24 protein-coding genes are annotated in these 26154 nt (G+C 70.4%); 7 read left to right on the forward strand and 17 right to left on the reverse strand.

Going from position 1 to position 26154, the window contains the following annotated elements; genetic code table 11:
• Positions 1-39: 39 nt before the first annotated feature.
• Positions 40-945, reverse strand: coding sequence for an amino acid ABC transporter substrate-binding protein (locus tag QTN24_RS22295; protein ID WP_409559073.1), 906 nt, complete (start codon positions 943-945; stop codon positions 40-42).
• 16 nt (positions 946-961) lie between these two features.
• Complete coding sequence (locus QTN24_RS22300) at positions 962-2257, reverse strand: dicarboxylate/amino acid:cation symporter (protein ID WP_313839889.1); 1296 nt, start codon at positions 2255-2257, stop codon at positions 962-964.
• Between the two features lie 225 nt (positions 2258-2482).
• On the opposite strand from QTN24_RS22300, the gene QTN24_RS22305 reads away from it, so the two are divergent.
• The gene (locus tag QTN24_RS22305) at positions 2483-3223 is read left to right on the forward strand and encodes a 3-oxoacyl-ACP reductase family protein (RefSeq protein WP_172966066.1); all 741 of its coding nucleotides are present in this window, start codon (positions 2483-2485) and stop codon (positions 3221-3223) included.
• Here the strand turns inward: QTN24_RS22305 and QTN24_RS22310 are convergent.
• Positions 3211-4143, reverse strand: a complete 933-nt coding sequence (locus QTN24_RS22310) for a LysR family transcriptional regulator (RefSeq protein WP_124684559.1) — start codon at positions 4141-4143, stop codon at positions 3211-3213. The genes QTN24_RS22305 and QTN24_RS22310 overlap by 13 nt on opposite strands.
• A 164-nt stretch (positions 4144-4307) precedes the next feature.
• Here QTN24_RS22310 and QTN24_RS22315 point away from each other — a divergent pair, with 164 nt between their 5' ends.
• Positions 4308-5603 carry an MFS transporter gene (locus QTN24_RS22315; RefSeq protein ID WP_313839891.1) on the forward strand — a complete coding sequence of 432 codons (1296 nt, stop codon included), beginning with the start codon at positions 4308-4310 and terminating at the stop codon, positions 5601-5603.
• Between the two features lie 50 nt (positions 5604-5653).
• A complete protein-coding gene (locus tag QTN24_RS22320; protein ID WP_124684561.1) occupies positions 5654-6403 on the forward strand; it encodes a creatininase family protein in 750 nt (249 codons plus the stop codon).
• Positions 6404-6604: 201 nt separating this feature from the next.
• Here QTN24_RS22320 and QTN24_RS22325 read toward each other — a convergent pair whose 3' ends face one another.
• The 6 genes from QTN24_RS22325 to QTN24_RS22350 form a co-directional block, all read right to left on the reverse strand.
• The gene (locus QTN24_RS22325) at positions 6605-7141 is read right to left on the reverse strand and encodes a cytochrome b (protein ID WP_313839893.1); all 537 of its coding nucleotides are present in this window, start codon (positions 7139-7141) and stop codon (positions 6605-6607) included.
• A 10-nt stretch (positions 7142-7151) separates the two neighbouring features.
• Complete coding sequence (locus QTN24_RS22330; RefSeq protein WP_409559072.1) at positions 7152-8231, reverse strand: catalase family peroxidase; 1080 nt, start codon at positions 8229-8231, stop codon at positions 7152-7154.
• Positions 8232-8338: 107 nt separating this feature from the next.
• Entirely contained in the window at positions 8339-9094 is a 756-nt protein-coding gene (ydfG, locus tag QTN24_RS22335; protein ID WP_124684563.1) for a bifunctional NADP-dependent 3-hydroxy acid dehydrogenase/3-hydroxypropionate dehydrogenase YdfG, read from the reverse strand.
• A 182-nt stretch (positions 9095-9276) separates the two neighbouring features.
• A complete protein-coding gene (locus QTN24_RS22340) occupies positions 9277-9918 on the reverse strand; it encodes a hypothetical protein (protein ID WP_313839895.1) in 642 nt (213 codons plus the stop codon).
• Entirely contained in the window at positions 9915-11303 is a 1389-nt protein-coding gene (locus QTN24_RS22345; RefSeq protein WP_253699892.1) for a cytochrome-c peroxidase, read from the reverse strand. Before QTN24_RS22345 ends, QTN24_RS22340 begins: the two co-directional genes overlap by 4 nt.
• 80 nt (positions 11304-11383) lie before the next feature.
• Complete coding sequence (locus QTN24_RS22350; protein WP_313839899.1) at positions 11384-13603, reverse strand: alkaline phosphatase family protein; 2220 nt, start codon at positions 13601-13603, stop codon at positions 11384-11386.
• A gap of 346 nt (positions 13604-13949) precedes the next feature.
• Between QTN24_RS22350 and QTN24_RS22355 the strand changes: the two genes are divergently transcribed.
• A complete protein-coding gene (locus QTN24_RS22355; protein WP_313839901.1) occupies positions 13950-14897 on the forward strand; it encodes a 2OG-Fe(II) oxygenase in 948 nt (315 codons plus the stop codon).
• A gap of 45 nt (positions 14898-14942) precedes the next feature.
• On the opposite strand, the gene QTN24_RS22360 is transcribed toward QTN24_RS22355, so the two are convergent.
• Positions 14943-15353 carry a hypothetical protein gene (locus tag QTN24_RS22360; protein ID WP_313839902.1) on the reverse strand — a complete coding sequence of 137 codons (411 nt, stop codon included), beginning with the start codon at positions 15351-15353 and terminating at the stop codon, positions 14943-14945.
• Positions 15354-15551: 198 nt separating this feature from the next.
• Here QTN24_RS22360 and QTN24_RS22365 point away from each other — a divergent pair, with 198 nt between their 5' ends.
• Positions 15552-16283: an ABC transporter substrate-binding protein gene (locus QTN24_RS22365; RefSeq protein ID WP_313839904.1), complete on the forward strand. Its 732-nt coding sequence runs from the start codon at positions 15552-15554 to the stop codon at positions 16281-16283.
• A 19-nt stretch (positions 16284-16302) separates the two neighbouring features.
• Here the strand turns inward: QTN24_RS22365 and QTN24_RS22370 are convergent, their stop codons facing one another.
• Positions 16303-17568 (reverse strand): TIGR03862 family flavoprotein, encoded by a 1266-nt coding sequence (locus QTN24_RS22370; protein ID WP_313839906.1) that lies wholly within the window; start codon positions 17566-17568, stop codon positions 16303-16305.
• A 407-nt stretch (positions 17569-17975) separates the two neighbouring features.
• On the opposite strand from QTN24_RS22370, the gene QTN24_RS22375 reads away from it, so the two are divergent.
• Both QTN24_RS22375 and QTN24_RS22380 read left to right on the forward strand, forming a co-directional pair.
• Entirely contained in the window at positions 17976-19316 is a 1341-nt protein-coding gene (locus tag QTN24_RS22375) for an SLC13 family permease (RefSeq protein ID WP_124684569.1), read from the forward strand.
• Positions 19317-19537: 221 nt separating this feature from the next.
• Complete coding sequence (locus QTN24_RS22380) at positions 19538-20173, forward strand: hypothetical protein (RefSeq protein ID WP_313839909.1); 636 nt, start codon at positions 19538-19540, stop codon at positions 20171-20173.
• A gap of 37 nt (positions 20174-20210) precedes the next feature.
• Here the strand turns inward: QTN24_RS22380 and QTN24_RS22385 are convergent, their stop codons facing one another.
• From QTN24_RS22385 to QTN24_RS22410, 6 genes are read right to left on the reverse strand one after another with little or no spacing between them, the layout of a single operon-like run.
• Positions 20211-20681 carry a YbjN domain-containing protein gene (locus tag QTN24_RS22385; protein WP_253699896.1) on the reverse strand — a complete coding sequence of 157 codons (471 nt, stop codon included), beginning with the start codon at positions 20679-20681 and terminating at the stop codon, positions 20211-20213.
• Positions 20678-21334 carry a DNA repair protein gene (locus QTN24_RS22390; RefSeq protein WP_313839912.1) on the reverse strand — a complete coding sequence of 219 codons (657 nt, stop codon included), beginning with the start codon at positions 21332-21334 and terminating at the stop codon, positions 20678-20680. The genes QTN24_RS22385 and QTN24_RS22390 overlap by 4 nt, the downstream gene beginning before the upstream one ends.
• Positions 21335-21342: 8 nt before the next feature.
• Positions 21343-23094: a putative porin gene (locus QTN24_RS22395; protein WP_313839913.1), complete on the reverse strand. Its 1752-nt coding sequence runs from the start codon at positions 23092-23094 to the stop codon at positions 21343-21345.
• A gap of 33 nt (positions 23095-23127) precedes the next feature.
• Complete coding sequence (locus tag QTN24_RS22400) at positions 23128-23808, reverse strand: energy transducer TonB (protein ID WP_313839915.1); 681 nt, start codon at positions 23806-23808, stop codon at positions 23128-23130.
• A 3-nt stretch (positions 23809-23811) separates the two neighbouring features.
• Complete coding sequence (locus QTN24_RS22405) at positions 23812-24219, reverse strand: biopolymer transporter ExbD (protein ID WP_313839917.1); 408 nt, start codon at positions 24217-24219, stop codon at positions 23812-23814.
• A gap of 25 nt (positions 24220-24244) precedes the next feature.
• Entirely contained in the window at positions 24245-26152 is a 1908-nt protein-coding gene (locus QTN24_RS22410; RefSeq protein WP_313839918.1) for a DUF2341 domain-containing protein, read from the reverse strand.
• Positions 26153-26154: the final 2 nt, after the last annotated feature.

Consider the following 26154-nt stretch of genomic DNA (forward strand, 5'->3'; position numbering starts at 1 on the left):
CTCCCGGGAGAGGGGAGCCAACCAAACGGGGGAAATAACTCAATCCGGCTGCTGCGGCGTTGCCTGGATGATGTCTTCGAGCTGGGCGCTCATCGGGATGCCCAGCCGTTCGCCGGTGGGCAGGCGGTTCAGGAACCACTGCTTGTACAGCCGTTCAAGCTCGCCCGACGTGATCAGGTCGCGCACGGTCTTGTCGACGATGGCGGCGAACTGGGGGTCGCCCCGGCGCAGCATGATGCCGTAGGGGTCGTAGGACAGGAATTCGCTGGTCACCAGAAACTGCCGGCCGGCGTTGTGGCGGGCCAAAAAGCCGTACAGCAGCACGTCGTCGCCGGCGTAGGCATCGGCGCCGCCGTGGCGCAGCACCTCGAAGGCGTCGGCGTGGTCGCGGGCGCGGATCAGGTTGATGCCGAGCTGGAAGCGCCTGGACAGGTCCTCGATGGTGCTGGCATTGGTGGTGCCTGCCGTGGCCACCACGGTCCGGCCCTTGAGGTCCCGGAACGTCCGGATCGGCGAATTGCGCGGCACCATCAGCTTGGTGCCGGCCACGAAGATGACCGGCGAGAACGCCACGGTGCGCAGCCGTTCGGCGTTGCGCGTGGTCGATCCGCACTCCAGGTCAGCCTTGCCGGACGTGATGGCGTCGAAGCGGTTCTCGGACGTCACCGGCACCCACTGCACGGCCACGTCGCGGCTGATCTCGGCCGCGGCCGCCTGGACGATGGCCTGGCAGATGTCGATCGCGTAGCCGATCGGCCGCCTGGCCTGGTTCAGGTACGAGAACGGCAGCGACGACTCCCGATAGCCGATCGTCAGCACGCCAGTGTCCCGCGCCTTCTTGAGCGTGCCGCTCAGCGCCACGGGCTCCTGCGCCACAGCCAGCGCGGGCGCCAGCGCCAGCAGCACGGCCAGCATTGCGCCGATCCACCCCCTGCCCAGCCGCATCCGTCCGCGCATGGCGTCAGGCCTCCGCCGTGGTGCGTGGCTCCTCGCCCGGTATGTCTTTCTCGGTCTCCGGCACGGGCCCGGCGGCCAGTTGTCCTTCCCACTTGGCCACCACGGCCGCCGCAATCGAGTTGCCGACGGCGTTGGTGGCAGACCGGCCCATGTCCAGGAACTGGTCGACCCCCATGATCAGCAGCAGCCCCGCCTCCGGAATGCCGAACTGGTTCAGCGTGGCCGCAATCACCACCAGCGACGCGCGCGGCACGCCGGCCATGCCCTTGGACGTCAGCATCAGCAACAGCAGCATCGTGATCTGCGTGCCCAGCGGCAGGTGGATGTCGTACGCCTGGGCGATGAACAGCACCGCGAACGTGCAGTACATCATCGACCCGTCCAGGTTGAACGAATACCCCAGCGGCAGCACGAAACTGGAGATCTTGCGATTCACGCCAAAGCGGTCCAGCGAATCCAGCAGCTTCGGGTAGGCGGCCTCGGAACTGGCCGTGGAAAACGACAGCAGGAACGGCTCGCGGATCAGCCGGATCAGCTCGAACACGCGCCGGCCCAGGAACACGAAGCCGGCCAGCGTCAGCAGCCCCCAGAGCACGAACAGCGCCAGGTAGAAGCTGCCCATGAACTTGGCAAAGGTAATCAGGATGCCCAGCCCCTGCGTGGTCACGGTCGACGCGATGGCCGCGAACACGGCCACCGGGGCCAGCCACATCACCGCGCCGGTGATCTTGAGCATGATCTGCGCCAGGTCCTCGATCACGCCGGCCATGCGCTGGCCGCGCTCGCCCAGCGTGGCAATGGCGGTGCCAAAGAAGATCGAGAACACCACGATCTGCAGAATCTCGTTGTTGGCCATCGCCTCGGCCACCGACTTGGGCACCAGGTGCGAGACAAAGTCCTTCAACGTGAACGCGTTGGTCTTGAGGTTGGTGGCGGCGCCCACGTCGGGCAGCGGCAGGCCGATGTTCACGCCCGGGTGCAACAGCGTGGCCATGATCAGCCCCAGCGTCAGCGACACCAGCGACGCCGTGATGAACCACGCCAGCGCCTTGACGCCCACGCGGCCCACGGTGCTGGCATCCCCCATGTGGGCGATGCCGATCACGAGCGTGGAAAACACCAGCGGCGCGATGATCATCTTGATCAGCCGCAGGAACACGTCGGTGACGATGGAGATATACCCGGCGATCTCCTTGGCCACCTTGGGGTCCGGAAACGCCGTGTTGCACCCGTAGCCGACCACGGCGCCCAGAATCATCGCGATCAGGATCCAGGTCGTGATACTCGACTTCTTGCTCATGACGTCTCCTTGGGGGGCGGCCGGGCGGGCGTCCTGCGCCGGGGTCTGCACCTAACCATAGGATGCCGGGGCGCCATTGGGCAAACCCCGAAACGCTTTTTGCCGGCCGGCCGCCCCACCACGACGCCTACATGCGGATACAAAACCGCTTGTGCCGGCACATAAACGCGATACGCGCGGTCTGCACTATCGTCTGCACGATCAACTTCGATACGGTGCGACGACATGGAACGCAACGCAGCGACGGCAGCCCCGGCTGCCCTGGTATTTGGTGGATCCCGCGGCATTGGCGCCGCCATCGCCCGGCGGCTGGCTCGCGACGGCTTTCGCGTGGCGCTGACCTACGCCACCAGCCCCGGCAAGGCCGCCGAGGTGGTTGCAGCCATCGAGGCCGACGGCGGCCAGGCCGTGGCCATTGCCGCCGACAGCGCCGATCCGGCCGCGATCCGCGCCGCCGTGCGGCAGGCCGTGGCACGCTTTGGCGCGCTGGACGCCGCCGTGGTCAACGCCGGCCTGCTGCGGCTGGGCCGGCTGGAGCAGTTCACCGACACCGACCTCGATGCCATGCTCGACGTCAACATCCGGGGCGTGTTCGTGGCCATCCAGGCCGCGGCCGGCGCCATGCGCGACGGCGGCCGGATCATCACCATCGGCAGCAACACGGCCATCCGCACCGGCTCGGTGGGCGGGGCGGTCTACGCGATGACCAAGGCGGCCGTGGCGTCGCTGGTGCAGAACCTGGCGCTGGAACTGGCGCCGCGCGGCATCACGGTCAACAACATCCAGCCCGGCCCGACCGAGACCGACATGACATCGTCGATGGTCGAGCACCTGATCGCGCGGATCCCGCTCGGCCGGATCGGCCAGCCCGACGAAATTGCCGGCCTGGCGGCGTGGCTGGCCAGCCCGGCGTCGGCCTACATGACCGGCGCCAGCCTGACCATCGACGGCGGCTACGTGCTTTGAGCGCCCCGGCCTTCGGCAAAGATGCCCATGCGGTGCTGGATGAACGCCAGCACCTCCTGCGCGGCGGCCGGCAGCGGCCGCCCGGCCTTGACCAGCAGCCGCGCCTGCGTGCCACGGCACAGCGGGTGGTCCACCGGCACCGTCGCCAGGCTGCCGGCGGCCACCTCGCGGTAGGCGGCAAACTGGCCGATCAGCGTGACAAAGTCGTCGTAGGCCACGAACTGCTTGAGCGCGGACAGCGAGTTGGTCACCAGCGTGGGCCGGATGCGGATGTTCTCGGCAAACTCCAGCATCCGTGCCGCGTGGCCGATGCCGTACGACTCGGGCATCAGCGCCAGCGGATAGGCCATCACGTCATGAAGCGTGGCCGGCCCGCCGCGCAGCGCCAGCGGGTGGTCATGGCGCGTCAGCAGCACGATGGGCTGCGACGCGCTGGCCCGGTACTCGATGCGCGGGTGCAGCGGCGGGTTGTAGGCCAGCCCGATGTGCGCGCGGCTTTCCGCCACCTCGTTGAGCACGTCGTCCACGGGCAGGATCTCCATGCGGATGTCGACCATCGGGTATTGCGCGCAGAACGGCGCCACCACCTCGTTGACCAGCGCGTCGACGTAGCCCTCGCTCAGCACGATCTGCACCATGCCCTGCTGCAGCCCCTGCAGCGCGTGGAGCTGGTCTTCGAGCTTTTCCTGGTGCGAGCGGTAGCCGCGCCAGAACTCCAGCAGGTGCGCCGCCGCCTCGGTGGGCCGCACGCCGCGCGCCTGGCGCTCGAACAGCGTGGTGCCCAGTTCCTCTTCAAGCAGCCGGATCTGCCGCGTGATGACCGACGGCGACGTGTTCAGGCTTTCCGCCGCGCCCCGGATCGTGCCGTGCGCCAGCACCTCCCGGAAATAGCGCAGCCGCTGCTGGTTGATTTCCCGCATATCCCGCCTCTTTGTTGCGTAAGCGTCACCCAAGCATGGTCGCCAAGTGGACTGTTGCCCTGGGAAGAACGAAGTGTGGATTTTGTTGCTGTTGGTGTCAGTCTACGCGGCTGCCACTATCCAAGCCAATCCCACAACCATCACAACGCTCTGGAGACTGGCAAATGTTAGTGATGTCCAACCCCGCCGCCGTCGACGGCACCGCCGCGCTGTACCAGAAGATCAACCTGCGGCTGCTGCCGTTCCTGCTGGTCTGCTACCTGTTCGCCTACCTGGACCGCGTCAACGTCGGCTTTGCCAAGCTGCAGATGCAGGGCGACCTGGGCTTCTCCGACGCCGCCTACGGCGTGGGGGCCGGCATCTTCTTCATCGGCTACGTGCTGTTCGAGATCCCGAGCAACCTGATGCTGCCGCGCGTGGGCGCCCGCAAGACGTTCAGCCGCATCCTGGTGCTCTGGGGCATCACGTCAGCCTGCATGATGTTCGTGCGCGACGTGCCCACGTTCTACGCCATGCGCTTCCTGCTGGGCGTGTTCGAGGCCGGCTTTGCGCCGGGCATGATCTATTACCTGTCCTGCTGGTACGGCCCGCAGCGCATGGCGCGCGCCATCGCCATCGTGTTCCTGGCCGGCCCCATCGGCGGCATCATCGGCGGCCCGCTGTCCGCATGGCTGATGACCGCGCTGGCCGGCCACGCCGGGCTGGCCGGCTGGCAATGGATGTTCCTGGTCGAAGGGCTGCCCTGCCTGGTGCTGGGCGTGCTGGCCTGGAAGCTCGTGCCCGACCGTCCCGCCGACGCCCACTGGCTGACCAGCGACGAGAAGCGGCTGCTGGAGCAGGAACTGGCCGTGCCGGCCGCGCACAAGCACTCGTTCGGCGCCGTGGCGCGCGACTGGCGCATCTACGTGCTGGCCACCGCCTACTTCTGCGTGATCGCCGCCATCTACGCACTGAGCTTCTGGCTGCCCACGCTGATCAAGGCTCAGGGCGTGACCGACACCGTGCAGTTGGGCTGGTACGCCGCCCTGCCCTACGTGGGCGGCGCCATCGGCATGCTCTACATGGGCCGCCGCTCCGACCGCAAGGGCGAACGCCGCTACCACGCCGCCATCCCCGCGCTGGCCGGTGCCGCGCTGCTGGCCGGGACGACGCTGGCCGACGGCCACCTGGCGGCCACGCTTGCGCTGCTGACGCTGGGCACCACCACGCTGTGGATGACCTACACCGTGTTCTGGGCCATGCCGTCCGAATACATCAAGGGCCCGGCCGCCGCCGGCGGCATCGCGCTGATCAACACCATCGGGCTGTCGGGCGGCTTCTGGGGCCCGGCCATCATCGGCTGGGCCAAGACCGCCACCGGCAGCCTGCATCCCGGCGTGCTGGTCATGGCGGCCATGCCGCTGGCCGCCGCGCTGATCATCCTGGCCATGCGCATGCCGGCCCGCGCGGCGCATGCCTGAGGCCGGCCGATAACCACCCGACACCCCCCACGTCCAACAAGGAGTGAACCATGCTGCTGTACTTTTCCACCTGGTCAGAAGTCGAACAGTATCTGCAACGCAGCCGCACCATCGTCGTGCCGATCGGCTCGAACGAGCAGCACGGCCCCACGGGCCTGCTGGGCACCGACTGGATGTGCCCGGAGATCATCTGCCGCCATGCCGAACAGCAGGCCGACATCCTGGTGGCGCCGACGTTCAACATCGGCATGGCCCAGCACCACCTGGGCTTTGCCGGCACGATCTCGCTGCGCCCGTCGACGTTCATCGCCGCCATCGTGGACTGGACGCGCTCGCTGGCCCGCCACGGCTTCGAGAAGATCCTGTTCCTGAACGGCCACGGCGGCAACATCGCGTCCATCGAGGCCGCGTTCTCCGAGCTCTACGCCGAGTCCAGCTTCGCGGGCCGCCGCGCCGGCTTTGCGATGAAGCTGACCAACTGGTGGGACCTGGAAGGCGTCAACGACCTGGCCAAGGAAATGTTCCCGACCGGCCACGGCGCCCACGCCACGCCGTCCGAGATCGCGGTGACGCAGTACGCCTACGCCCACGCCATCAAGCACGCCGACTACTCGCCGCGCATCGCCCCGTCCGGCCCGATCCGCGAAGCGCTGGACTTCCGCGCCCGCTTTCCCGACGGCCGCATGGGCTCCGATCCGAACCAGGCCACGCCGGAAAAGGGCCGCGCCCTGGTGGAACTGGCAGCCACCAGCCTGGTGAAGGAACTGGCGGCCTTCGGGGCGGAGAAGGTGCCGGGGTGAGCTGTTGCGCTTGAATTGCCAATGGTTGTCTCCCCTCTCCCGCAAGGCGGGAGAGGGGCCGGGGGAGAGGGCATGGCTGTGCAAGCCACGACATGTCGCATTGTGAGCCGCTGACCCTCTCCCCCAACCCCTCTCCCGCGCGCGGGAGAGGGGAGCAAACCTCGCGGGAGCGGTGAGCCAACCCGCCAAACACACCCCGCCCTACCGCCGCCCCGCCATCGCTTCGAACACCCCATCCCGGATCACCAGCGCGTGCATCAGCGCGGCGGCCAAATGCAGCAGGACCACGGCGAACAGCGTGAGCCCGAGCCATGTGTGCAACGTCCGCAGCAACGCGAACGCGGTGACGTTGGCGGGCAGCAGCGGCGGCAGGTGGAAACCGCCGGCCATCGTCACCGGGTAGCCGCCCGCCGACAGCATGGCCCAGCCCACCAGCGGCATTGCCAGCATCAGCGCGTAGAGCACCACGTGCGATGCCTTGGCGACGAACCGTTGCGCGGCGGGCATGTGGGCCGGCAGCGGCGGCGCGCCGCGCCGCAGCCGCACGGCCAGCCGGACGATGACGAGCAGCAGCAGCGCGATGCCCAGCGGCCGGTGCAGCGCCACGAGCGTGTCATGCGCGCGCGACACCGTGAACACCATTCCCACGCCGACGAACAGCATCGCCAGGATCAGCACGGCCATCAGCCAGTGCAGCAGCTTTTGCGCGCCGCTGAATTGAGTCGAAGTTGCCTTCATGCCGGGTTCCTCACTGGATGGCCTTCGGTTCGCGGGCGGCGGTTGCCTCCTCGCGCGTGCGGCGCTGGTACGACACCGCGTAGGCGGCCGAGCGCGCCGCCAGCAGCGGATCGGCCGACGTGGCGATGCCGGCCGGCAGCACGGTCGGGTCGAAGTTGACGTCGCGGCACGGGCCGTCGTCCTGCGCCGTGGCGCGTTCCAGCACCAGCGTGCCGGCGTCGATCTGCGGGCGGTCGTCGGGCCAGACCTGCGTGGCGTCGTCGGTGACATCGCCGGGCGCGCCCAGCGTCAGCACCAGCCGCCAGCGCAGCGGCCCGGCCTGCAGCCGCTGCATCAGGTCCGCCGCCAGGAACGATGCCTGCCCGCGCTCGGCCGCGCTCACCGGCGCGTACGGCAACTCCGGCTGCACCGCCCAGCGCACGGCCTGCCGCTTGCCGCCGGCATCGACCAGGTAGAACGCATTGACGCTGTAGTACGCGGCATTGGCAAAGCTGGACGAAGGCGGATGCGCCTGGATCCAGCTCTGGAACGCGGCCAGCGCCGGCGCGCCGGCGGCAAACGCCTTGAGCCTGGCGGGATCTGGCTTGTGGGTGGCGGGATCGGGCTGGCTGGCCTGAAGCAACTGGTAGAACTGTTCCGGCGTGTGCACCGGAAAGCGCGGTACCGAATTCATGCCGGTGCGCCACTGTTGGCCGTCGGCCTGCGTGAACATCAGCGCCAGGCTGCGGATCGGCACGCTGCCGTCGGGCGCCAGCGGATTGCCGCCGGGCAGCGCAAAGCGCCCGGTCACCGGCGTGCGGCCGGGCGCGAACACGCCCGCGCTGGACACCTGCGCGGCCGCGCCGTTGCTGTCGAAGTAGCCGGCCACGCACACGCCCTTGGCGTGGTTGCGGCGATAGCCCGCGTGCAGGCCGTCGTTACGCTGGAACTGGTCGACGATGGCGCGCGTGGATAGCCGCTGCGGGCCGATCCAGCCGCCCGTGTAGGCAAAGCCGCCCGCCAGTACCAGCACGACGGCGCCGATGGCGCCGAGCCGGCATGGCACGCAGATGGGCTTGCCCGGGTGGGAATGTGGGGTGTTGTCGGTCAAGGGGGGCTCCCGTCGAGTGTGGACTCATCGGGTATACGCCCAAACCGGGGCGTCTATTCCCCCCGCCCGCAAAAAGCCCGGCCGGGACCGGGCGATTCGACAAACGCTTACGGCTTCTCGCGGTGAATCGACAGCGCGCTGAACGACTGCGTTACCGGCATCACTTCCAGGTAGTTGATGTTCACGCGCGCCGGCAGCGTGGCGGCCCAGAACACGGTCTCGGCGATATCGTCGGGCGTCAGCGCGTCGGCGCCTTCGTAGACCTTTTCCACGCGCGACTGGTCGCCACGGAAGCGCACGGCCGAGAACTCGGTGCCGCCCACCAGCCCCGGCGCCACGTCGGTCACGCGCACGCGCGTGCCGGTCAGGTCGGCGCGCAGGTTCAGCGAGAACTGGTGGACGAACGCCTTGGTGGCGCCGTAGACGTTGCCGCCCGGGTAGGCGTAGGCGCCCGCCACCGAGCCGATATTGACCACGTGGCCGCGATTGCGCGCCACCATGCCGGGCAGCACCGCGCGCGTCATGTAGGTCAGGCCCTTGATGTTGGTGTCGACCATGGTGTCCCACTGGTCGACGTCGGCGCGGTGCGCCGGCTCCAGCCCCAGCGCCAGCCCGGCGTTGTTCACCAGCACGTCGACGTCGGCATAGTCGGCCGGCAGGCCGGCCACGGCGGCCTCCACAGCGGCGCGGTCGCGCACGTCCAGCACCAGCGGCAGCACGTTGTCGCGGCCCAGCTCATCGACCAGTGCCTGCAGGCGGTCTTCACGGCGGCCCGCGGCGATGACGCGATGGCCGGCGCCGACAAAGCGGCGGGCGATGGCGGCGCCAAACCCCGCGGTGGCACCGGTGACGAATACGATCATGGTTAGCTCTCCAGCTTCAGACAGGTTCGGCCACGGATACTACACCGTCACCCGGGGCGACGGCAGCGGCGGCCGCGGCAATCCATGGAATTCCCGACTGCCCGCTGTGATGCCAGGGCATCGCGCGCATCGAAGGCCGGGGGGCGCGGGCTTGACGCACTGGCACGCCTGCGCGGCCCGGCTCACAGCGGCTGCCAGCCCCCGCCGGTGGCCACCATCTCCTGCTTCAGTTCCAGCGTCCCGCTGCCGCGCATCACGCGCGCCAGCACGGGAAAGGCGCCCTGCACCATCGCGTCATGCGCCCACGGCGCCGGCTCCAGCGTGTACAGGTAGCGCACGGTCGTGGCCAGCCGGGCCGGCTTGTCGGCGGTGTCGTGGGGCTTGTCCCAGCCGGTGACCCGCGCCACCCGCACGTGGCCGTAGCAGAGATCGGGCGCGTCGGCGCCGGCCGTGCGGGCGGCCGTGCGCGGATGGGGATTGAGCTGCTGGCGGCCCTTGTCGGTCAGGTTGTAGCGCAGCGCCTTGACCACTTCGTCGGAGCCGTCCTGGTGGTGCAGCGTCATCTGGGCCGGCACGTGCGCCACCAGCCCCGCGTGTTCCAGCGCCGGCATCTGGATGCCATCGCGCAGCTGCGTGGCGCCCGGGCCGTCCGGCACGTCGACGGGCCAGGCATGGCGGCCGATGCAGAGGTCGCCGTGCGCCTGCAGGTGCTGGTCCAGCGCGGCGCGGAAGCCGGCCTCGCTGGCCATGTCGGGACGGTCGCAGCCGGCCAGCAGCAGCGTGGTGGCGGCCGCCAGCGCGGCCAGGGTCAGGATCGGTTTCATTGGACTTCGGCGGTGTTGGCGGCGCCCGGCTTGCGGGCGGCGGGGTCGGCCATCGCGTTGGCGACGGTATGCGCATGCGCGCCGCTGGCGTCGGGCCCGGGCGGCGGCACGTAGCCATCGGTCAGCGTCTTCAGGAAGGCAACCAGGTCCTGCATCTCCTGGTCGGTCATCGGCGGCGGGCTGCCGGCACGGCGCTTGTCCAGCGGCATCTGGCCGTCGATATTGGCGCGGTAGCGGGCCGGCAGGTCGTTGAACTTGGCCACCCGGCCCTGCGCATCGCGCGGATACCAGTCCTGTGGCGCGGTATCGCGCGTGTTGTAGAAGCGCACCACTTCTTCCAGCGACCTGAACACGCCGTTGTGCATGAACACGTGGCGCGTGGCGACGTTGCGCAGCACCGGCGTCTTGAACATGCCGCACGTGGCGGCGGCGCCCTTGTCGCGGCCGGGCCGGTGGTCGGTGCGCAGCGGCCCGCACAGCCCCAGGTCGAAATACCGGGGGTCGGCGTTGGCCGGGATGGCCGGATTGCGCGGCACGCCGATGGCCGAGAACGAGTAGTCGCTGGTCATGTCCTGGCTGCCGTCGTTGCCGCCGCCCAGCAGGTGGCAGGCCATGCAGTTGCCCTTGTTCGGGTCCAGGAACACGCGCAGGCCGCGCACTTCGGCATCGGTCAGCGCGCCGCCCACCTTGTTGTTGCGGTAGCGGTCGAACTTGCTGCTGTACGGGTGGAAGCTGCGGTCTTCCACCTGGAACGCCTGCAGCGCGGCGCCGACCAGCGCGAACGCCTTGTCGGTATCGTCCAGCGCGGCGGGGCCGTAGGCGGCCCGGAACGCGGCGGCGTTGGGGCCGTGGCGCACGGCGTCCACCACGGCGGCCTTGTCGCGGGCGGCCATTTCATTGGCGGCCAGCAGCGGGATGGCGGCCTGCTCGGCGATGGTGTTGGCACGGCCGTCCCAGGTCAGGCCGCCGCCGGGACCGGGCGGGCTGATCATGTCGGGGTTCTCGAACGTGTCCGAGTACGGGTTGGTGTACTCCTTGTACATCAGCGTCGGCACGGCGCGCGTGCCGGGCTGCCTGCCATCGGCGCCGCCAAGCTGCACGGCCAGGTCGTTGGCCGGGGCAAAGGCGTGCTGGGGATCGTGGCAGGTGGCGCACGACATCGTGCCCGACCCGGACAGCGACCGGTCGACGAACAGCACGGCGCCCAACTGCGCGGCGGGCGACAGCGGCGACTGGGGAGACGTTGGCGCGGATGGCGCGGACACGCGCTGCACGGCCGGCGGCGCGGCGGCGGCCCGGGGCGCCTCGGTGGCCGGCTTGCAGGCGGCCAGCGCAAGACAAAGCATGGCCGCGGCACGGCGCGCGGCAAATCTGGAATGACGCATGGTTCAAGGGGCCGGTGGCAGCCGGCCCACGGGCAGGGGAAGAAAGGCAACCGCCCGGCCGGGCGGCTGCCGCGACGCCATCAGGACTTGATGGCCCAGATGCTGGTCTGCGAGGCATCCGGCCCCGTGGCCGTGTTGTTGCCCGTGCCCACCGACCCGCTGCCGCTGCCGCCGGCCACGCTGCCGCCCGATTGCAGGTCGCCCGCCTTGACCACGTACTTGTGGTTCATCGGCCGCACCGAGTCGAAGTGCGTGTTGGCGCTGCCCGAGTACTCGGCCAGGTTGGCGAGGTTGTCGGCGATGTACTGCTCGGTGTACTTCGACCGGTTCATGTACGACGTGGCCACGCCCGGATCGGCCAGCCCGAACATGTCCTGCATCGTGCGCACGAACGAGAAGTGGCTGTAGGCGTCGGAGTCCACCACCTGCTTCGGCGCGCCCGGCTGGTTCGTCAGCACAGCGAAGATCGTCGGGCCGTCGCCCTTGTTGCCGCCGTTGTAGCGCGGCACGGCCGAGGTGATGCCCTCGCCCAGCGGCGCGCCGCTGGTGGCGCCGCCGCCCACGTTCCAGCCGCAGCACGACGAGCTGCCGAAGAAGCTCGACCCTTCGTCGAACAGCATGACGATGGCCGTGCGGCGGTTGGTGTTCTTCCAGACCGGCGACGCCTGGATCGCGTCCACCATGTACTTGGCGTACGCGTCGCCGCGCGCGATGTTGGTCGACGCGCACGGGCCCACGCCGTGGATGTCGTCGCACTGGTCGGGCACCACGTAGTTCAGCGCGCCGATGTCGCCGCTCTTGAGGTCGTCCTCGAACTGGTGCGTGTTCCACTTGATGCCGTTGGCCGACGCGTACGACGCGATCGACGCATCCCACTCGCCGCCGCCCATCGAGCGCGCCAGGTTCTTGAAGAAGTCCGGACGGTTGCGCACCTCGTCAAAGTTCACGGCCGGGTGGTGCTTGGTCTTGTACAGGCCGGCCGGCATGGCTTCGGTGACGCCCGACGTGGGGTTCACGCCGGTAATGGCGGCGTTGGCCACGCCGTCCTTGCGCGGGTCCTGGCCGGGGTTCATCGACTCGCTGTAGACGCGCGTGCTCATGCCGGCGTTGTACATGGCCGTGAACATGTTGCGGCGGCCCTTGAGGTTGTGCACCTTCGTGTCGGCGTTGCAGGCGTTCAGCGGCACGAACGTGTCGGTCGGCTGGTTGGCCGTGTCGCCGGCGGGCAGGCAGTTCCACGCGTTGTCGTCGGCCACGCCCCAGTCGTCGGCGCTGGCCAGCGAGATGTAGTTCGGCTCGCTGGGGTTGCCGGTGGAGAAGTAGTTGGCCGCCTTGTTGCCTTCGGTGTGCAGGTACTTGTAGAAGTTCGGGTAGGCCGGGTTGTCGATCGTCTGGTTGCTGTGGTTCTCGAAGATCACCACGAACAGGTGGTCGTAGCGCGGGATGCCCTCGGGGTTGAACGCGGCCTCCTGGGCCGACTTCAGCGTGGTCACCGGGTCGGTGGCGCTGTCGCTGACAAAGCCACGGTCCAGGATCTTCGATGCCAGCGCGTAGCGGGTGGCCAGCGTGTTGTCTTCCACCAGCAGCGCGCGGGCCGCGGCGGCGTCGGCCACGGCGGACGGCTGCGCCACGACGTCGTCGGCCTTGACGGTCACGTCGGCGGTGCCGCCGGTCAGGCTCAGGCGGCCGGCGATGGCGGTGCGGGCATCGGCGTAGGTCATCGACTCCGATTCGGTCAGCCGCACCACCTCGGTCGACAGCGGGCTGATGGTCACGCTGGCGCCGTCGGCGGCCTGCGCGGCGGCGCTGCGCAGCACCATCTTGGCGGCCACCTTGGTGGCGCCGGTGGCCGGGTCGTTGTAGGTGGCGTCGGTGTCCACCACGGCCACCAGGCTCGCCGGCGGCGTGGTCAGCGTGAAGCGGCCGCTGGCGTCGGTGCGCGTGCTGGCCTCGCCGGCATCGCAGACGCCGTTGCCGTTGGCGTCGGCGCAGACCGTGGCGTTGGCGTACGTGACCGGCACGAACGACTGGTCGACGGCGTCGCCCGTGGTGCTCTTGGCGTAGTCGACGCCCGATGCCGACGAGCTGGCAAAGCCGGTGGGGTTCTTGACGGCTGCGCCACCCACCACGCCGCTGACGGTCTGGGTGGGGGTGTTGCCGCCGGTGTTGCCCGTGCCGCCGCTGCCGCCGGTGCTGCCGGTGGTGGTGCCAGAGGAATCGTCACCGCCGCAGGCGGCCAGCAGCGCGGCTGCCGCCAGCGCGGTAAGCAAGGGGACGAAGGTGGAGTGTTTAGGGTGCATGGATGGGGCTCGCCAGGACACGCGCGGTCGTTATGGTTGGACGCGCTGGATCTAGTGGGATGCCGCACCGAAGCCGATGCCGTCGCCTTGGGGTGGCGGGTGGGGCCGCCTGCGCCGGACGCCTTCGCGGCCGGGGCCAGCGCGTACGCCCTTCCCGACCAGTGCAGCGGCCCCGATGCTAGGAATCCAATGTGACCGTTTCATGCACGCCGTCGGCCGCCTGGTTACAGGACATTTCAACCACACCGATCCTGATACAAAGCGGATACGTTGTTGCCACGCGCCCGACCGGGGCTGGATACTTGGCGCCGCGCCCGCCTGGCGGCGCCCCGTGTGACAACCGCCCATGCAAGCCCCAGCCACCCCTGCCCCGTCCTCCAACCCGCCCCGCCAGCTTGCCAAGGTTCATTTCTCGCCCGAGCTGCGCGACTGGATCGTCGATGCGCTGCGGCGCGGCGGCCCGCCGGCCGACATCACCGCCGCGCTGGTCGGGCAGCGCTTTGACCCGGCCGTGGCCGGCCAGCTCGTCCAGGCATTCGACCGCGTGCTACGCGACGGGCTGCCGATGCCCGAAGCCTTCGTCACGATCGAGCGGACGCCCCCGGCGCCCGGCGCGGCCCGGCTGCCGCGCACGGCCGTGCTCGATGGCGGGGACCGTGCCGTGCATGTGCTGTCGCGCACGGACCGGCCCGTGGTGGCGGTGCTGGAAGCGGTACTGACGCCGGCCGAATGCGACGCGCTGGTGGCGGCGGCGCGCCCGCGCCTGGCGCCGTCGACGCTGGTGGACCCGCGCACCGGCGAGCACGTGGTCAGCCCCGACCGCAGCAGCCAGGGCATGTTCTTCCGGCTGGCGGAATCGCCGCTGCTGGCGACGATCGATGCGCGCGTCGCCGCGCTGATGCGGATGCCCGTGGAAAACGGCGAGGGCCTGCAGGTGCTGCACTACGGCCCCGGCGCCCAGAGCCGCCCGCATTTCGACTTCCTGATGCCGGATAACCCGTCGAACCAGGCGTCCATCGCGCGCAGCGGCCAGCGCGTGAGCACGATGGTGATCTACCTGAACGACGTGCCCGAAGGCGGCGAGACCGTGTTTCCAGAGATCGGCCTGTCGGTGTTGCCGCGCAAGGGCAACGCGCTCTATTTCGAGTATTGCGATGACGGCGGCCAACTGGACGGCCGCACGCTGCACGCGGCGGCCGCGGTGGTGCGCGGCGAGAAATGGGTGGCGACCAAGTGGATGCGGCAGCGGCGCTTCGTGTCCGCCGCCGACGACGCGCGCGCCGCATCGATGTAGGGCTGGCACCACGCTGGCCGGCCAGCCGGCCGTGGCCGTGCCGCTTCAGCCGGGCGGCTGCGGCGCCGGGGTGCCGGGCTGCGGCGGCGGCGCGGGCGGACAGGGCCCGGCGCCGCCCTGCCCCGTGTTCCGGAACGTGACCACCAGCCGGCTGTCCTTGGCCATCATCAGCGTGTTGCCGTAGGTCACGGTCGGCATGAACGCGATGTCGGGCGCCACGGCCACGGGCGGCTGCCGGGCCGCGTCCACGGTCAGCACCAGCTCGACGGTGTAGGTATCCACGCCCACGCCGCGCCCCTGCGGCGCCTGCGCAAACTGCTGCTGGAACGCGCACATGTCGCGCGTGATGGCGTCCAGCGCGGCCTGGATCGGCACGTTCTTGCCCGGTGGAATCGGGGCCGTGTTGCAGCCGGCCAGCCACAGCGCGGCCAGGCCGGGGACGACGGTGTGGCGCATGGGCCGGATCATCGGTGCCTCCTGTTCGCACGGCGCGTTCGATGCGAAGCACTCTAGTGCCCAATGCCCCGCCCGCTCCATTGGCCCAAAGGCCAACCCCCGCCGGCGCGCACGGCGCGGCCACGGCCTACAATGTCGCGGCGGCGGCCGGCACGTCACACGGCCCGGCGCCATTCCATCGCCAACAGAGGAGCCTCCATGACGGCTGACAAGACCCTTCTCGACGCCTTTGCGCCCACCGGCGTGCTGCGCGCGTCGATCAACCTCGGCAACCCGGTACTGGCCCACCGCAAGGACGGCGGCGCGGGCGGGGTGTCGGTGGACCTGGCCACGGCGCTGGCCGGGCAACTGGGTGTGCCGCTGGAACTGGTGGTGGTGGAAACCGCCGGCAAGTCGGTGGACGTGGTGACCAGCGGCCAGGCGGACATCGGCTTCTTCGCCATCGATCCCAAGCGCGGCGCCACCATTGCGTTCACGCCGCCGTACGTGCTGATCGAAGGCTACTACCTGGTGCGCGACGCCTCGCCGGTGCGCCACAACGCCGATGTCGACCAGCCCGGCCGGCGCGTGGTGGTCGGCCAGGGCAGCGCCTACGACCTGTACCTGACGCGCGAGCTGCAGCAAGCGGAAATCGTGCGCGCGCCGTCGTCGCAGGCGGTGGTGCGGACGTTCCTCGATGGCGGCCTCGACGTGGCCGCCGGCGTCAAGCAGCAGCTCCAGGCCGATACGGCCGGCATGAGCGGCCTGCGCCTGCTGGACGAGCGCTTCATGGTGATCCGCCAGGCGATGGGCGTGAACCGGGCGCGCGGCGAGGCGGCGGCCGCGTACCTGTCGGCATTCGTGGAAGCGATGAAGGCGTCGGGCAAGGTCGCCCAGGCGCTGCAGCGGCACGGCATCGCGGGCGCCAACGTGGCGCCGGCCGGCGAGTGAGCGTGGCCGGCGCGGGCCGTCAGGCCCCGAGGTAGGCCGCCGCGCCCAGCCCGGCGGTGCGTCCGCTGGCCAGGCAGGCCGTCAGCAGGTAGCCGCCGGTGGGGGCCTCCCAGTCCAGCATCTCGCCGGCGCAGAACACGCCGGGTAGCGCGTCCAGCATCAGCCGGTCGTCCATCGCCTCGAAGCGGACGCCGCCGGCCGTGCTGATGACCTCGTCGATCGGCCGCGCGCGCAGCAGTTGCAGCGGCAGCGCCTTGATGGCCGCCGCCAGCGCCACGGGGTCGTGCATCGCTTCCTTGGACAGCACCTCGCGCAGCAGCCGCGCCTTGACGCCCGTGATGCCAAGCCGGCTCTGCAGATGGCTGGACACCGAGCGCGCGCCACGCGGCCGGGCCACTTCGGCGGCCACCTGCGCGGCCGTGCGTCCCGGCGCCAGGTCCAGCGTGATCGTCGCCAGCCCCTGCGCGTCGATCTGGTCGCGGATCGGCGCGGACAGCGCGTAGACCAGGCTGCCTTCGATGCCGGTCTCGCTGATCACGAATTCCCCCTGCCGATGCCAGACGGTGCCATCGGGCGCCGTCACGCCGATCGCCACGGCCTTGACCGGATCGCCCGCATGCTCGCTGCGGAACAGCGGGCTCCACGCCACGTCGAAGCCGCAGTTGGCCGGCCGCAGCGGCGCCACGTCGACGCCGCGCGCCGCCAGCAGCGGCATCCACGCGCCATCGGACCCCAGCCGCGCCCAGCTACCCCCGCCCAGCGCCAGCACCACGGCGCGCGCGGCCACGTGGGTCTCGCCATCGCGCGTGGCGAAGCGCAGGCCGTGCCAGCCATCGGCGCCCGGCGTGAAGCCGGTCCAGCGGTGCCGCACGTGCACGCGCACGCCGGACTCGCGCAGCCGGTGCAGCCACGCGCGCAGCAGCGGCGCGGCCTTCATCTCGGTGGGAAAGACGCGGCCCGAGCTGCCGACGAAGGTATCGATGCCGAGGTCGTGGACCCAGGCCCGCAGCGCGTCGGCGCCAAAGTCGTCCAGCAGCGGCCCGATGCGGTCCGCGCGGGCGCCGTAGCGGGCCACGAAGGCGTCGGCCGGCTCCGAGTGGGTGATGTTCATGCCGCCCTTGCCGGCCATCAGGAACTTGCGTCCCACCGACGGCATGGCGTCGTAGACGTCCACCGCCACGCCGCGCGCGGCCAGTTGCTCGGCCGCCATGAGCCCGGCCGGCCCGCCGCCGATGACGACGGCGCCAGGCAGGCGGACAGGATCGGAAGGGGCGGCAGCGGACATGGGCAGGCGGACGGGCGATGAAAAAGGCGGACGGCCGCCCGGCAGGCGGCAAGCCGGCGCATTATATGCGCCCGCCGCCCGCCGGGTGCCGGCCAGGCCCTCTGTGCGGCACGGCGGGCGCTGGCACCGGGCCGATGCTTTCGCTGACCGTAATGGTCCGGAACGCACCTTAATTGATACCGGCGGCGCGCTTCCCTATCTTCTAGCCAACGACAAAGCGCGCGCCCGGCCCACCGCGGCGGCCAAGACAACATCCGGAGACACCATGCCCAAGCCATTCCCCCGCCGCGTGCGCCCGCACCACCACGCCCGGTAGCCCCCGGCCGGCGCCCGCCGGCCAGCCCCACCCTTTCCAACTGTCCATCGATGGCGGCAGCCGCAACGGCTGCCCTGCCAGGGAGCAGGCCATGCTGCAGCACATTGTTTCCATTTCGGTCCTAGGGCTGATGTTCGTGATCGCCACCGTCCTGCCGGTCAACATGGGGGCGCTGGCATTCGTCGGCGCCTTCCTGGTCGGCACCCTGCTCGGCGCCATGCCGGCCAAGAGCATCCTGGCGGGATTCCCGGCCGACCTGTTCCTGACGCTGGTGGGCATCACCTACCTGTTCGCGGTGGCGCAGAACAACGGCACCATCGACTGGCTGGTGCGGCAGGCCGTGCGGGCCGTGGGCGGGCGCATCGCCGCCATCCCGTGGATCATGTTCGGCATCGCGGCGGTGCTGACGTCGGTGGGCGCCGTGAGCCCCGCCGCCGTGGCCATCATCGCGCCCATCGCGCTGGGCTTTGCGGCCAAGTACAACATCAACCCGCTGATGATGGGGCTGATGGTCGTGCACGGCGCGCAGGGCGGCGGCTTCTCGCCGATCAGCATCTATGGCGGTATCACGAACAAGATCGTCGAGAAAGCCGGGCTGCCGCTCAACGAGATGGCCACGGCCTTTGCCAGCCTGGGCGTGAACCTGCTGGTGGCGCTGGGCCTGTTCGTGGCGCTGGGCGGCATGCGGCTGCTGCGCGCCCCGGCGCTGCCGCGCACGGTTGCGGCCGGCCCCGGCGTGGCCGCCATCGACCCGCCGTTCCAGGCGCGCGTGGCGACGGCCGGCATGGCAGACCCGCTGGGCCCTTCGGCCACGGCCGCGCGCGCCGAGGCCGAGCAGCCCGGCACGCCGTACCAGTACCTGACCGTGCTGGGCCTGGTGGCGCTGGCCGTGCTGACGCTGTACTTCAAGCTCGATATCGGCTTTGTGTCGCTGTCCATTGCCGTGCTGCTGACGCTGGTGTCGCCCAACCTGCAGAAGGCGGCGCTGACGCAGGTGTCGTGGCCCGAGATCATGCTGATCGTGGGCGTCAGCACCTACGTGGGCGTGATGGAGAAGATGGGCACCATCGCCTTTGTCGGCCACAGCGTGGCCGGGCTGGCGTCGCCGCTGATGGCCGCGCTGCTGCTGTGCTTCGTCGGCGCCGTGGTCTCGGCGTTCGCATCGTCCACGGCCGTGCTGGGGTCGCTGATCCCGCTGGCCGTGCCGTTCCTGCAGCAGGGGTCCGATGTCAGCGCCATCGGCTTCATCGCCGCCATGGCCGTCTCGTCGACCATCGTCGACGTCAGCCCGTTCTCCACCAACGGCGCCCTGGTGCTGGCCAACGCGCAGGGCGTGGACCGGCACGCGTTCTTCCGCAAGCTGATGGTCTACGGCGCGCTGGTGACCATCGTGGCGCCAGTGGTGCTCTGGTTCGCGTTCGTGGTGGTCTGAGGCCGGGCTTCACATGCCGGACACATCGGCGCGGCAGTGTATGGCTGAATGCGAGGGGCACCCCGGCCCCCGTTGATTCGGCAACCGCTGGGTACGGCCGGTCCGCATTGGTGTCAACCCTATCTCGCGTCGCGCGTCATATTGGTATGGAATTGTCGAAGACCGCTGCATCCCGACACCCCAAGTCCACCGAGAACGACGTGCACACCTCTGCCGACTCCATGTCGTCCGACATCTATACGCGCGACGGCACCGCCATCGCCGTGTTCCATGGATCCACCGGGCACGGCCTGCTGGCCTATGGCGGCCAGCCCGGCATGCCGGCCGGCTTTGTCGACATCGGCCCGGACGGGCACGGCACCGAGTACCAGCCATTCGAAGGCACGGTGCGCAAGGTGACCGTCACCGTGGCGCGGACCGCGCAGGCGGTGGAGATCCGGCTGGCGCGTGGCGACGATGGCCACGCACACCATGAAACGGAGCGCTGGACGCTGGGCCGCGACGCGCCAGCGCCAGACGCGCGGGCGCGGCTCGCGGGCGTCTATCGCGGCACCGTGCATGCGCAGGGCGAGGCCGGCACGATCGACGTCAGCATTGACGAGGCGGGCCGGATCGCCACCCGCGTACCGGGCAACTGCGCCGTGTCCGGCCAGTTGTCCGATGCCGCGGCGGCACGCCAGCCGCGCGCGTACCCGCTCTCGTCTGCCGTCTCGCTGCGCGTCTCCGGCCCCCGCCACTGCCTGCCCGGCGGCAAGGCGTTGACCGGCGAATGCCTCGGCTTTGGCCCGCGCCTGCTGGCCGTCTGCCGTACCGACGCCGGCGGCATGCTGTTCCTCGGCGAGCGCACCGACGCCTGACGCCTGAGCCCGGACACCGGGCCGGCGCGCGGCCGGGTTACGCCTCCGCCGGCACGGACGCCGGCTGGCTGTCGGACGCACTGCGCAGGTGCAGCAGGAACTCGCCGGTCATCATCACCCACAGCCGCAGCATCGACGCCACGTGCGCGCGGCTGACGCCGTCGTACAGCGTCACATCCATCTCCAGCACGATCAGTTCGCCATGCGTCGCCAGCCGGGCAAAACGCTTGCCGCGATGCCAGCCGTCGAGCACGTCGCGCGGCATCTCGCCGCCGGCCACGCGCAACGCGCAACTGAGCGTGAAGTCGGCGTACTGGCCGTCCGCCACGGCATTGCCCCAGAGCACCTGGAACCCCACGCCATGGCTGGCGCTGTGCAGATGGACGTGGCCGTCGCGTTCGGCGGTGGTCACCGCGCAGCCGGCGGCGCGGATTGCGTCGGCCAGCGTGTCGGCGTCGATGGCGGACAGCAGGTCCGTGGGACTGGTGGTATCGGTCATGGTCGTCATGGCGTGGCGGCGGGCACGCCCGTGGCGGCCCGCGGATCGAATCGGTTCTCGTGCAGGCGGTCGCCGTAGTCCTGCGCCGCGTTCTCCAGCCGCACGCGCATGCCGGCCGCCAGCGGCTGGCGCAGCGCCACGGCGTCGGCGATGTCAAAACGCTCGTACGCGGCCAGGATCTCCTTGCCCGTGGCCAGCAGGTTCGCGTTGCGGGTGCCGCACGCCTGGAGCTGCGCATCGCGCTCGCGCAGCGCATCGGCCAGCTTGCCGCGGTCCTGCGTGGTCGCGGCCAGTTGCTGCTGCAACGTGCGCGCGGCCTGCTGCGATGCCTCGCGCTTCTCGTCGGCGGCCCGCGCCTGGGAGGCGGCGCCCTCTTCCACCTGGCGCTGCCGCGCGGCCAGGCCCTGCGCGCGCTGGCGCGCCGCGTCAAGATCGCCGCGCAGCCCGGCCAGTTCCTTGCGCGCGGCATCGCGGTCGGCCTCGGCCCCGCGCAGCGCGGCATGCATCGTCGATTTCTCCGCCTGGAGCTGCTGGTTCTGCGCGTTCAGCGTGCGCAGCTGCGTGCGCAGCCGGTCTTCCAGCGAGCCCTGCGCCTGCGCGAGCGCCGCCACCGGTATCGCGCAGAGCACCGCGCACCATGCCGTCTTCTGGATGGGTCCCATGATGTTCCTCAGAACTTGGCGTTCAGTTCCAGCATCAGCACGTTGATGGCCAGCGGATCGCCGTAGACCTCGCGGCCGCTCAGCCAGCGGGCCTGCAGCCAGGCGTGCTTGTCGATGCCATAGGCGGCGCCCAGGAAATAGCCCTTGGCGTTGGTCCCGCCCAGGCGGAAGTCCGGGTCGGTGAAGCCATCCGGCACGGCGTCCGGCTGCAGGTACTTGTAGCCGAGCAGGAAGTTCCACTGGCCCCGCGCGGAGATCGTCTGGTTGCCGAAGATCGCGCGCAGCAGGTAGCCGTTCGGGCCGCTGCGCCACTTGTCCTTGTACTCGGCCACCGGCGTGGACCCGTCCACGCCCTCGTAGTGGTTGGCCGGGTACGCGCGCGGGTCCTGGAACGCGCGGTCCTTGTCGTACGCCAGGTTGCGCACGTAGCTGGCCTGCAGGCTGAACGGCAGCCTGAAGACCTGGGTGTCCCACTGGGCGGTCAGGTTCAGCGGACGGAAGTTCTGCGTCAGGCCAAAGAACTGCGGGTTCGACGTGTCGTCGACGTTGACCGGCACGTTGTTGCGCAGCCCGAACACCGTGTTGCCCTTCTGCATGAAGGCCGGGCGCGTGTTGTCGGTGTCGCAGGAAGGCGCCGACGTCAGGCACGGCGACGAGAACGCCCCGCGCATGCCGGTGAAGTGGTAGTAGGCGATGGCGCCCTTGACGCGGTCCGCGCCCAGCTTGCCCTCGGCGCCGGCCTGCAGCGCGAACAGCCAGCTCGCGTGGCTGTCCTTCTCCGGGCTGTTCTCCGGGAAGTTGTCGGCGCCGTAGTTGACCGGGAATACGCCGCCGGTCACGAACGCCGTGACGCCGCGATTGCCCACCGGCTTGAGCCAGCGGCCGGCGATGCCATCGAAATTCAGATCGTTGGCGAACAGCAGGTCCGCGTTGTCGAGCGAATAGAACGGGTTGCCGAAGCGGCCGGCCGTGACGCGGAAGGCTTCGGTGAAGCGGTAGTCCAGGTAGGCCTGGTCCAGCCAGATGCTCTTCTTGGCAAACCCGCCGCCCAGCGTCTGCGTGGTCGACACCGGCCCGTTGCTGCTGCCCGTGCCCAGCCGGATGCCCGCCGTGAGATCGTCCGAGATTGCCGCGGTCACGCCCAGCCGGGCGCGGATGCGGAACAGGTCGTTCTGGTCCTCGGTGGTGTTCAGCAGCGGCGGCAGCACACCGCTGGCGTTGTTCATGTTGACCGGGCCGTTCGCGTTGATGGCCGCGTAGTCCACGGCCGGCGCGTTGCCGCTGCCGTACAGGTTGGCCTGGTAGCGCACGCGCACGTCGCCCGATACCGTGATGCGCGACACCCAGTCCGGGAACGTGTTGGGCTGCGCCCAGTTTTCCGCCCTGGCCTGCGCCATGACTTCCTGCTTGACCTCGTCGCGGATCTCCGCGCGCACGCGGGGCGACACGTACGGCACGCGCACGTCGCCCGGTTGCGCCACGGCCGCACCGGCCACGCCCGCCACGCCACCCGCGGCCAGCGCCGTGCCGCCGCCAGTCGGTGGCTGCGCGGCGGCGCGGGCCTGGGCCAGCAGCGCGTCGCCCTCATCCCTGGTCAGCGTCCCGCGCATCACCAGGATGCGGATCAGGTTCTGCGTGACGTCGCCCGATGGCGCGCCGGCCGCGGCCTGGGCCCACGCCGGCTGGCCGCACATGGCCAGCAGCAGCGCTGCCGCCAGCGGTTGCAGTACAGGCCGGCGCACGCGCATTGCCTGGTTCATTGCTTTCTCCTCATGATCCGAATGTCCAAGTCGTCAGGGGCGCCGCGCCTGCATCGCGACGCGCGCCGGAAAGGTCAGTCCCGCGGGCGGCTTCTCGTCGACCTGGCCCACGGCGCGCAACGCCGCCAGCAGGGCCTCGTCGGTCTTCGCATCGCCGCTGGAGCGCACCAGCTCCACGCGGGTGATGCGTCCGCCATCGTCGAGCCACAGGTGCAGCAGCAGTTGCGGATAGGCCAGCCGCGCGGTCGCCGGGTCGCGTTGCACCGCGCGCTGCAGCGCGTAGGCCAGGTACTGGCCGTACGTCGCGTTGCCGGCACGGCCGCCGCCGCTGCCCCCACCGCCCATGCCGCCGCCGCCGCCGATCTGGATGCCCCCGGCGCCGGCCTGGGCATCCGCGTTCATCGTCACGCTCTCGGGTGCGTCGTTGGCGGGCTTGGGCGCCTCGGCCGGCTTGGCTGGCTCCATGGGCTTTGGCTCGGGCGCCTGCATGCGCTCCTTCACCTCGGGCGGCTTCTGTTCGGGCGGCGGCGGGGGCGGTGGCGGCGGGGGCGGCAGCGCCACCATCGGCGGCAGGCGCGGTGCCTCGCGGCGCGCGGCGGCCTTGTCCGCCGACCATTGCCAGACCAGCCAGCCAACCAGCGCCACCACGGCCAGCGCCAGCGCGGCCAGGGCGGCCCGGCGTCTGCGGCCGGCTGGGGACGGGTGCGAATCCATGGCCTAGCTGCTCTGCTTGCCGGTCACCAGGCCCACCTGCTGCAGTTCCAGCCGGCGCAGCAGGTCCAGCACTTCCACCACCTTGCGGTATTGCACGCCAGCGTCGCCCTTGACGATCACCGGAAAATCGGGCGTCAGCGCGCGCTGCGAGCGCAGGCGGTCTTCCAGCTCGGGCAGCGTCACGGGCATCGCGTCCAGGTAGACCTGGCCGGAATCCGACACCGTGATGGCCTTGACCTTCTGCTCGGACAGGCTGGCCGATGCGCTGGCCTTGGGCAGGTCCACCTTGATGCCCTGCACGGCGGCCGTGGTCATCAGGATGAAGATGATCAGCAGCACGAACGCCAGGTCCAGCAGCGGCGTGATGTTGATGTCGTCGTAGGGCTTGTCGTCGTCATGCGCGGCGGCCATGGCGGTTCTCCTTGGTCCGTGCGGCTCAGACGTTGCCGCGCCCGTCGGCCGGCGCGGCCGGTGACAGGCCCACGCTGCCGCCGCCGCGCTGCGCCGGCACCAGGCCCGCCTCGGCAAAGCGGCGCATCAGCTCGGCCACGAAGCGATCCATGTGCGCGCCGGCATCGGCGCCGGCCTCGGCCAGCAGCGTCTCGGGCATCGCGTGCAGCTCGGCCAGCCGCGTCACGAACTCGTCGACGAACACGTCCATGTCGGCGCTGACGTTCTTGTTGCGCGTGAGCAGGTAGTTGTAGGAAAACAGCGCCGGGATGGCGACGAACAGGCCCACCACCGTGGCCACCAGCGCGGCGGCAATGCCGGGTGCGATCGCGTTGATGTTGACCTCGCCGGCCAGCGCCACGGCCGCGAACACCAGGATGATGCCGACCACCGTGCCCAGCAGGCCCAGGTACGGGCCGCCCGAGATCGAGATCGTCAGCAGCACCAGCCCGCGGTTCAGCCGCTGGTTCTCGCGCACCCGGGTGGCGTCCATCGATGCGCGGATCGCCTCGATCGTCTCGGTGGTCACGGTCTGCGTGCCCTCCTGCTGGCGCCGGGTGCGCAGTTCGTTCACCGCCACCTGGTACAGGCGGTACAGGCTCGAATCGCGCAACGTGCGCTCCAGCGCCGCGTTGGCCGGTATCGCCTCGGCCAGCGCTTCAAGCCGGTGGCCGATCTTGCGGAACTGCTCCATGAAGGCGTCATTGGCGCGCGACACCCGGCCAACATAGGTTGCCTTGGTATAGGTCACCCACCACGACAGCACCGACATGATCGCCAGCAGGCCGATCACGACCCAGGCATCGACCGGCACGTTTGTCAGGATGAAGCCGATCTCGCCAAAGCCGCCGCCGGCCTGCTTCTCGTCGGGCCCGTAGGCCACCAGCTTCGACTCGCTGCCCTGCATGGCCGCCTCGGCGGCCAGCAGCGCCGTGGGCCGGCGCACGCGCGAGACGCGCAGTTCGTCGACGTCCGCCACCAGGGCGGGCAGGTCGCCGGACGGATCGGCGCCCACCGTGGCCGGGCCGGTCAGCGCCGGCAGCGCCGCCGCCAGCTTCGCGGCTTCCTTGCCGTTGACCAGCAGCGCGATCTCGCCGTTGCCGGCCGCGACGGCCACGTGGGTCCACTGCTGCGCGCCGATGGCCTGCTGCGCGGCGGCCTGCTGCGCCCCCAGCCGCACGTACGGCACGCCATTGGCCAGCCCCACGACCAGTGCATTGCCGGCGTCACGCCGCACGAACAGCGCGCCGCTGGCATTGGCGTCGGTGCGGATCCAGGCGCCCATCGTCAGCGCGCCGCCCGGGCCAACCTTCAGCGATTCGCTGGCAGGCAGCGCCATGCCCTGCTTGCCGTCGAGCTTCGCCGCCTGGCCGATCAGCCCCTCGCCCACCGCCACGCCGCCCTGGGCGTTGTTGTGGTACGCGGTGGCATCGGCCGGTGCCGTGCCCGACGCGCCATCGAAGTGGTAGACGGCCGTGTAGTCGGCATCGAACGGCGACGCGGCGCCACCACCCGGCGTGGCCTTCTGGTTGCCGTAGTACATCCACAGGTCCTGGCGCGCACCGCCGGCCACGGCCGGCACGTCGACCCACACCAGCGCCATGCCGAGCAGCGGGTCGAACTGTTCGACCTGGGCGGCAAGCGGCGTCTTGTCGTCGGCGGCCACGAAGCGCAGGTCGGCGCCCTTCTCGTGCACGCCATCGAACTGGAAGTTGCCCGCATGCAGCCGCACCAGCACCGGCACGCGCCCGAGCGGTTCGGCGATGTTGGCGCCGTTCGGCGTGGTATCGACCGAAACGGGCTTGCGGTAGGACCATTCCTGTTGCCACCACGCTTGCGCCGCCTGCGGCAGCAGGCCGGCGGCGAGGGCCAGGGAGAGAAGCAGTTTACGCATGA

The organism is Cupriavidus sp. SZY C1 (assembly GCF_032190535.1).
Classification (GTDB): Bacteria; Pseudomonadota; Gammaproteobacteria; order Burkholderiales; family Burkholderiaceae; genus Cupriavidus; species Cupriavidus pauculus_C.

Excerpts from the sequence above, each read along its gene's own strand:
- QTN24_RS22405 (WP_313839917.1), bottom strand. The coding sequence starts at position 24,219 with ATGGCCGCCGCGCATGACGACGACAAGCCCTACGACGACATCAACATC.
- QTN24_RS22300 (WP_313839889.1), bottom strand. The coding sequence starts at position 2,257 with ATGAGCAAGAAGTCGAGTATCACGACCTGGATCCTGATCGCGATGATT.
- QTN24_RS22320 (WP_124684561.1), top strand. The coding sequence starts at position 5,654 with ATGCTGCTGTACTTTTCCACCTGGTCAGAAGTCGAACAGTATCTGCAA.
- QTN24_RS22410 (WP_313839918.1), bottom strand. The coding sequence starts at position 26,152 with ATGCGTAAACTGCTTCTCTCCCTGGCCCTCGCCGCCGGCCTGCTGCCG.
- QTN24_RS22355 (WP_313839901.1), top strand. The coding sequence starts at position 13,950 with ATGCAAGCCCCAGCCACCCCTGCCCCGTCCTCCAACCCGCCCCGCCAG.
- QTN24_RS22395 (WP_313839913.1), bottom strand. The coding sequence starts at position 23,094 with ATGAACCAGGCAATGCGCGTGCGCCGGCCTGTACTGCAACCGCTGGCG.
- QTN24_RS22380 (WP_313839909.1), top strand. The coding sequence starts at position 19,538 with ATGTCGTCCGACATCTATACGCGCGACGGCACCGCCATCGCCGTGTTC.
- QTN24_RS22340 (WP_313839895.1), bottom strand. The coding sequence starts at position 9,918 with ATGAAACCGATCCTGACCCTGGCCGCGCTGGCGGCCGCCACCACGCTG.
- QTN24_RS22295 (WP_409559073.1), bottom strand. The coding sequence starts at position 945 with ATGCGGCTGGGCAGGGGGTGGATCGGCGCAATGCTGGCCGTGCTGCTG.
- QTN24_RS22305 (WP_172966066.1), top strand. The coding sequence starts at position 2,483 with ATGGAACGCAACGCAGCGACGGCAGCCCCGGCTGCCCTGGTATTTGGT.
- QTN24_RS22375 (WP_124684569.1), top strand. The coding sequence starts at position 17,976 with ATGCTGCAGCACATTGTTTCCATTTCGGTCCTAGGGCTGATGTTCGTG.
- QTN24_RS22360 (WP_313839902.1), bottom strand. The coding sequence starts at position 15,353 with ATGCGCCACACCGTCGTCCCCGGCCTGGCCGCGCTGTGGCTGGCCGGC.
- QTN24_RS22390 (WP_313839912.1), bottom strand. The coding sequence starts at position 21,334 with ATGGGACCCATCCAGAAGACGGCATGGTGCGCGGTGCTCTGCGCGATA.
- QTN24_RS22385 (WP_253699896.1), bottom strand. The coding sequence starts at position 20,681 with ATGACGACCATGACCGATACCACCAGTCCCACGGACCTGCTGTCCGCC.
- QTN24_RS22315 (WP_313839891.1), top strand. The coding sequence starts at position 4,308 with ATGTTAGTGATGTCCAACCCCGCCGCCGTCGACGGCACCGCCGCGCTG.
- QTN24_RS22370 (WP_313839906.1), bottom strand. The coding sequence starts at position 17,568 with ATGTCCGCTGCCGCCCCTTCCGATCCTGTCCGCCTGCCTGGCGCCGTC.
- QTN24_RS22350 (WP_313839899.1), bottom strand. The coding sequence starts at position 13,603 with ATGCACCCTAAACACTCCACCTTCGTCCCCTTGCTTACCGCGCTGGCG.
- QTN24_RS22310 (WP_124684559.1), bottom strand. The coding sequence starts at position 4,143 with ATGCGGGAAATCAACCAGCAGCGGCTGCGCTATTTCCGGGAGGTGCTG.
- QTN24_RS22365 (WP_313839904.1), top strand. The coding sequence starts at position 15,552 with ATGACGGCTGACAAGACCCTTCTCGACGCCTTTGCGCCCACCGGCGTG.
- ydfG (WP_124684563.1), bottom strand. The coding sequence starts at position 9,094 with ATGATCGTATTCGTCACCGGTGCCACCGCGGGGTTTGGCGCCGCCATC.
- QTN24_RS22345 (WP_253699892.1), bottom strand. The coding sequence starts at position 11,303 with ATGCGTCATTCCAGATTTGCCGCGCGCCGTGCCGCGGCCATGCTTTGT.
- QTN24_RS22400 (WP_313839915.1), bottom strand. The coding sequence starts at position 23,808 with ATGGATTCGCACCCGTCCCCAGCCGGCCGCAGACGCCGGGCCGCCCTG.
- QTN24_RS22325 (WP_313839893.1), bottom strand. The coding sequence starts at position 7,141 with ATGAAGGCAACTTCGACTCAATTCAGCGGCGCGCAAAAGCTGCTGCAC.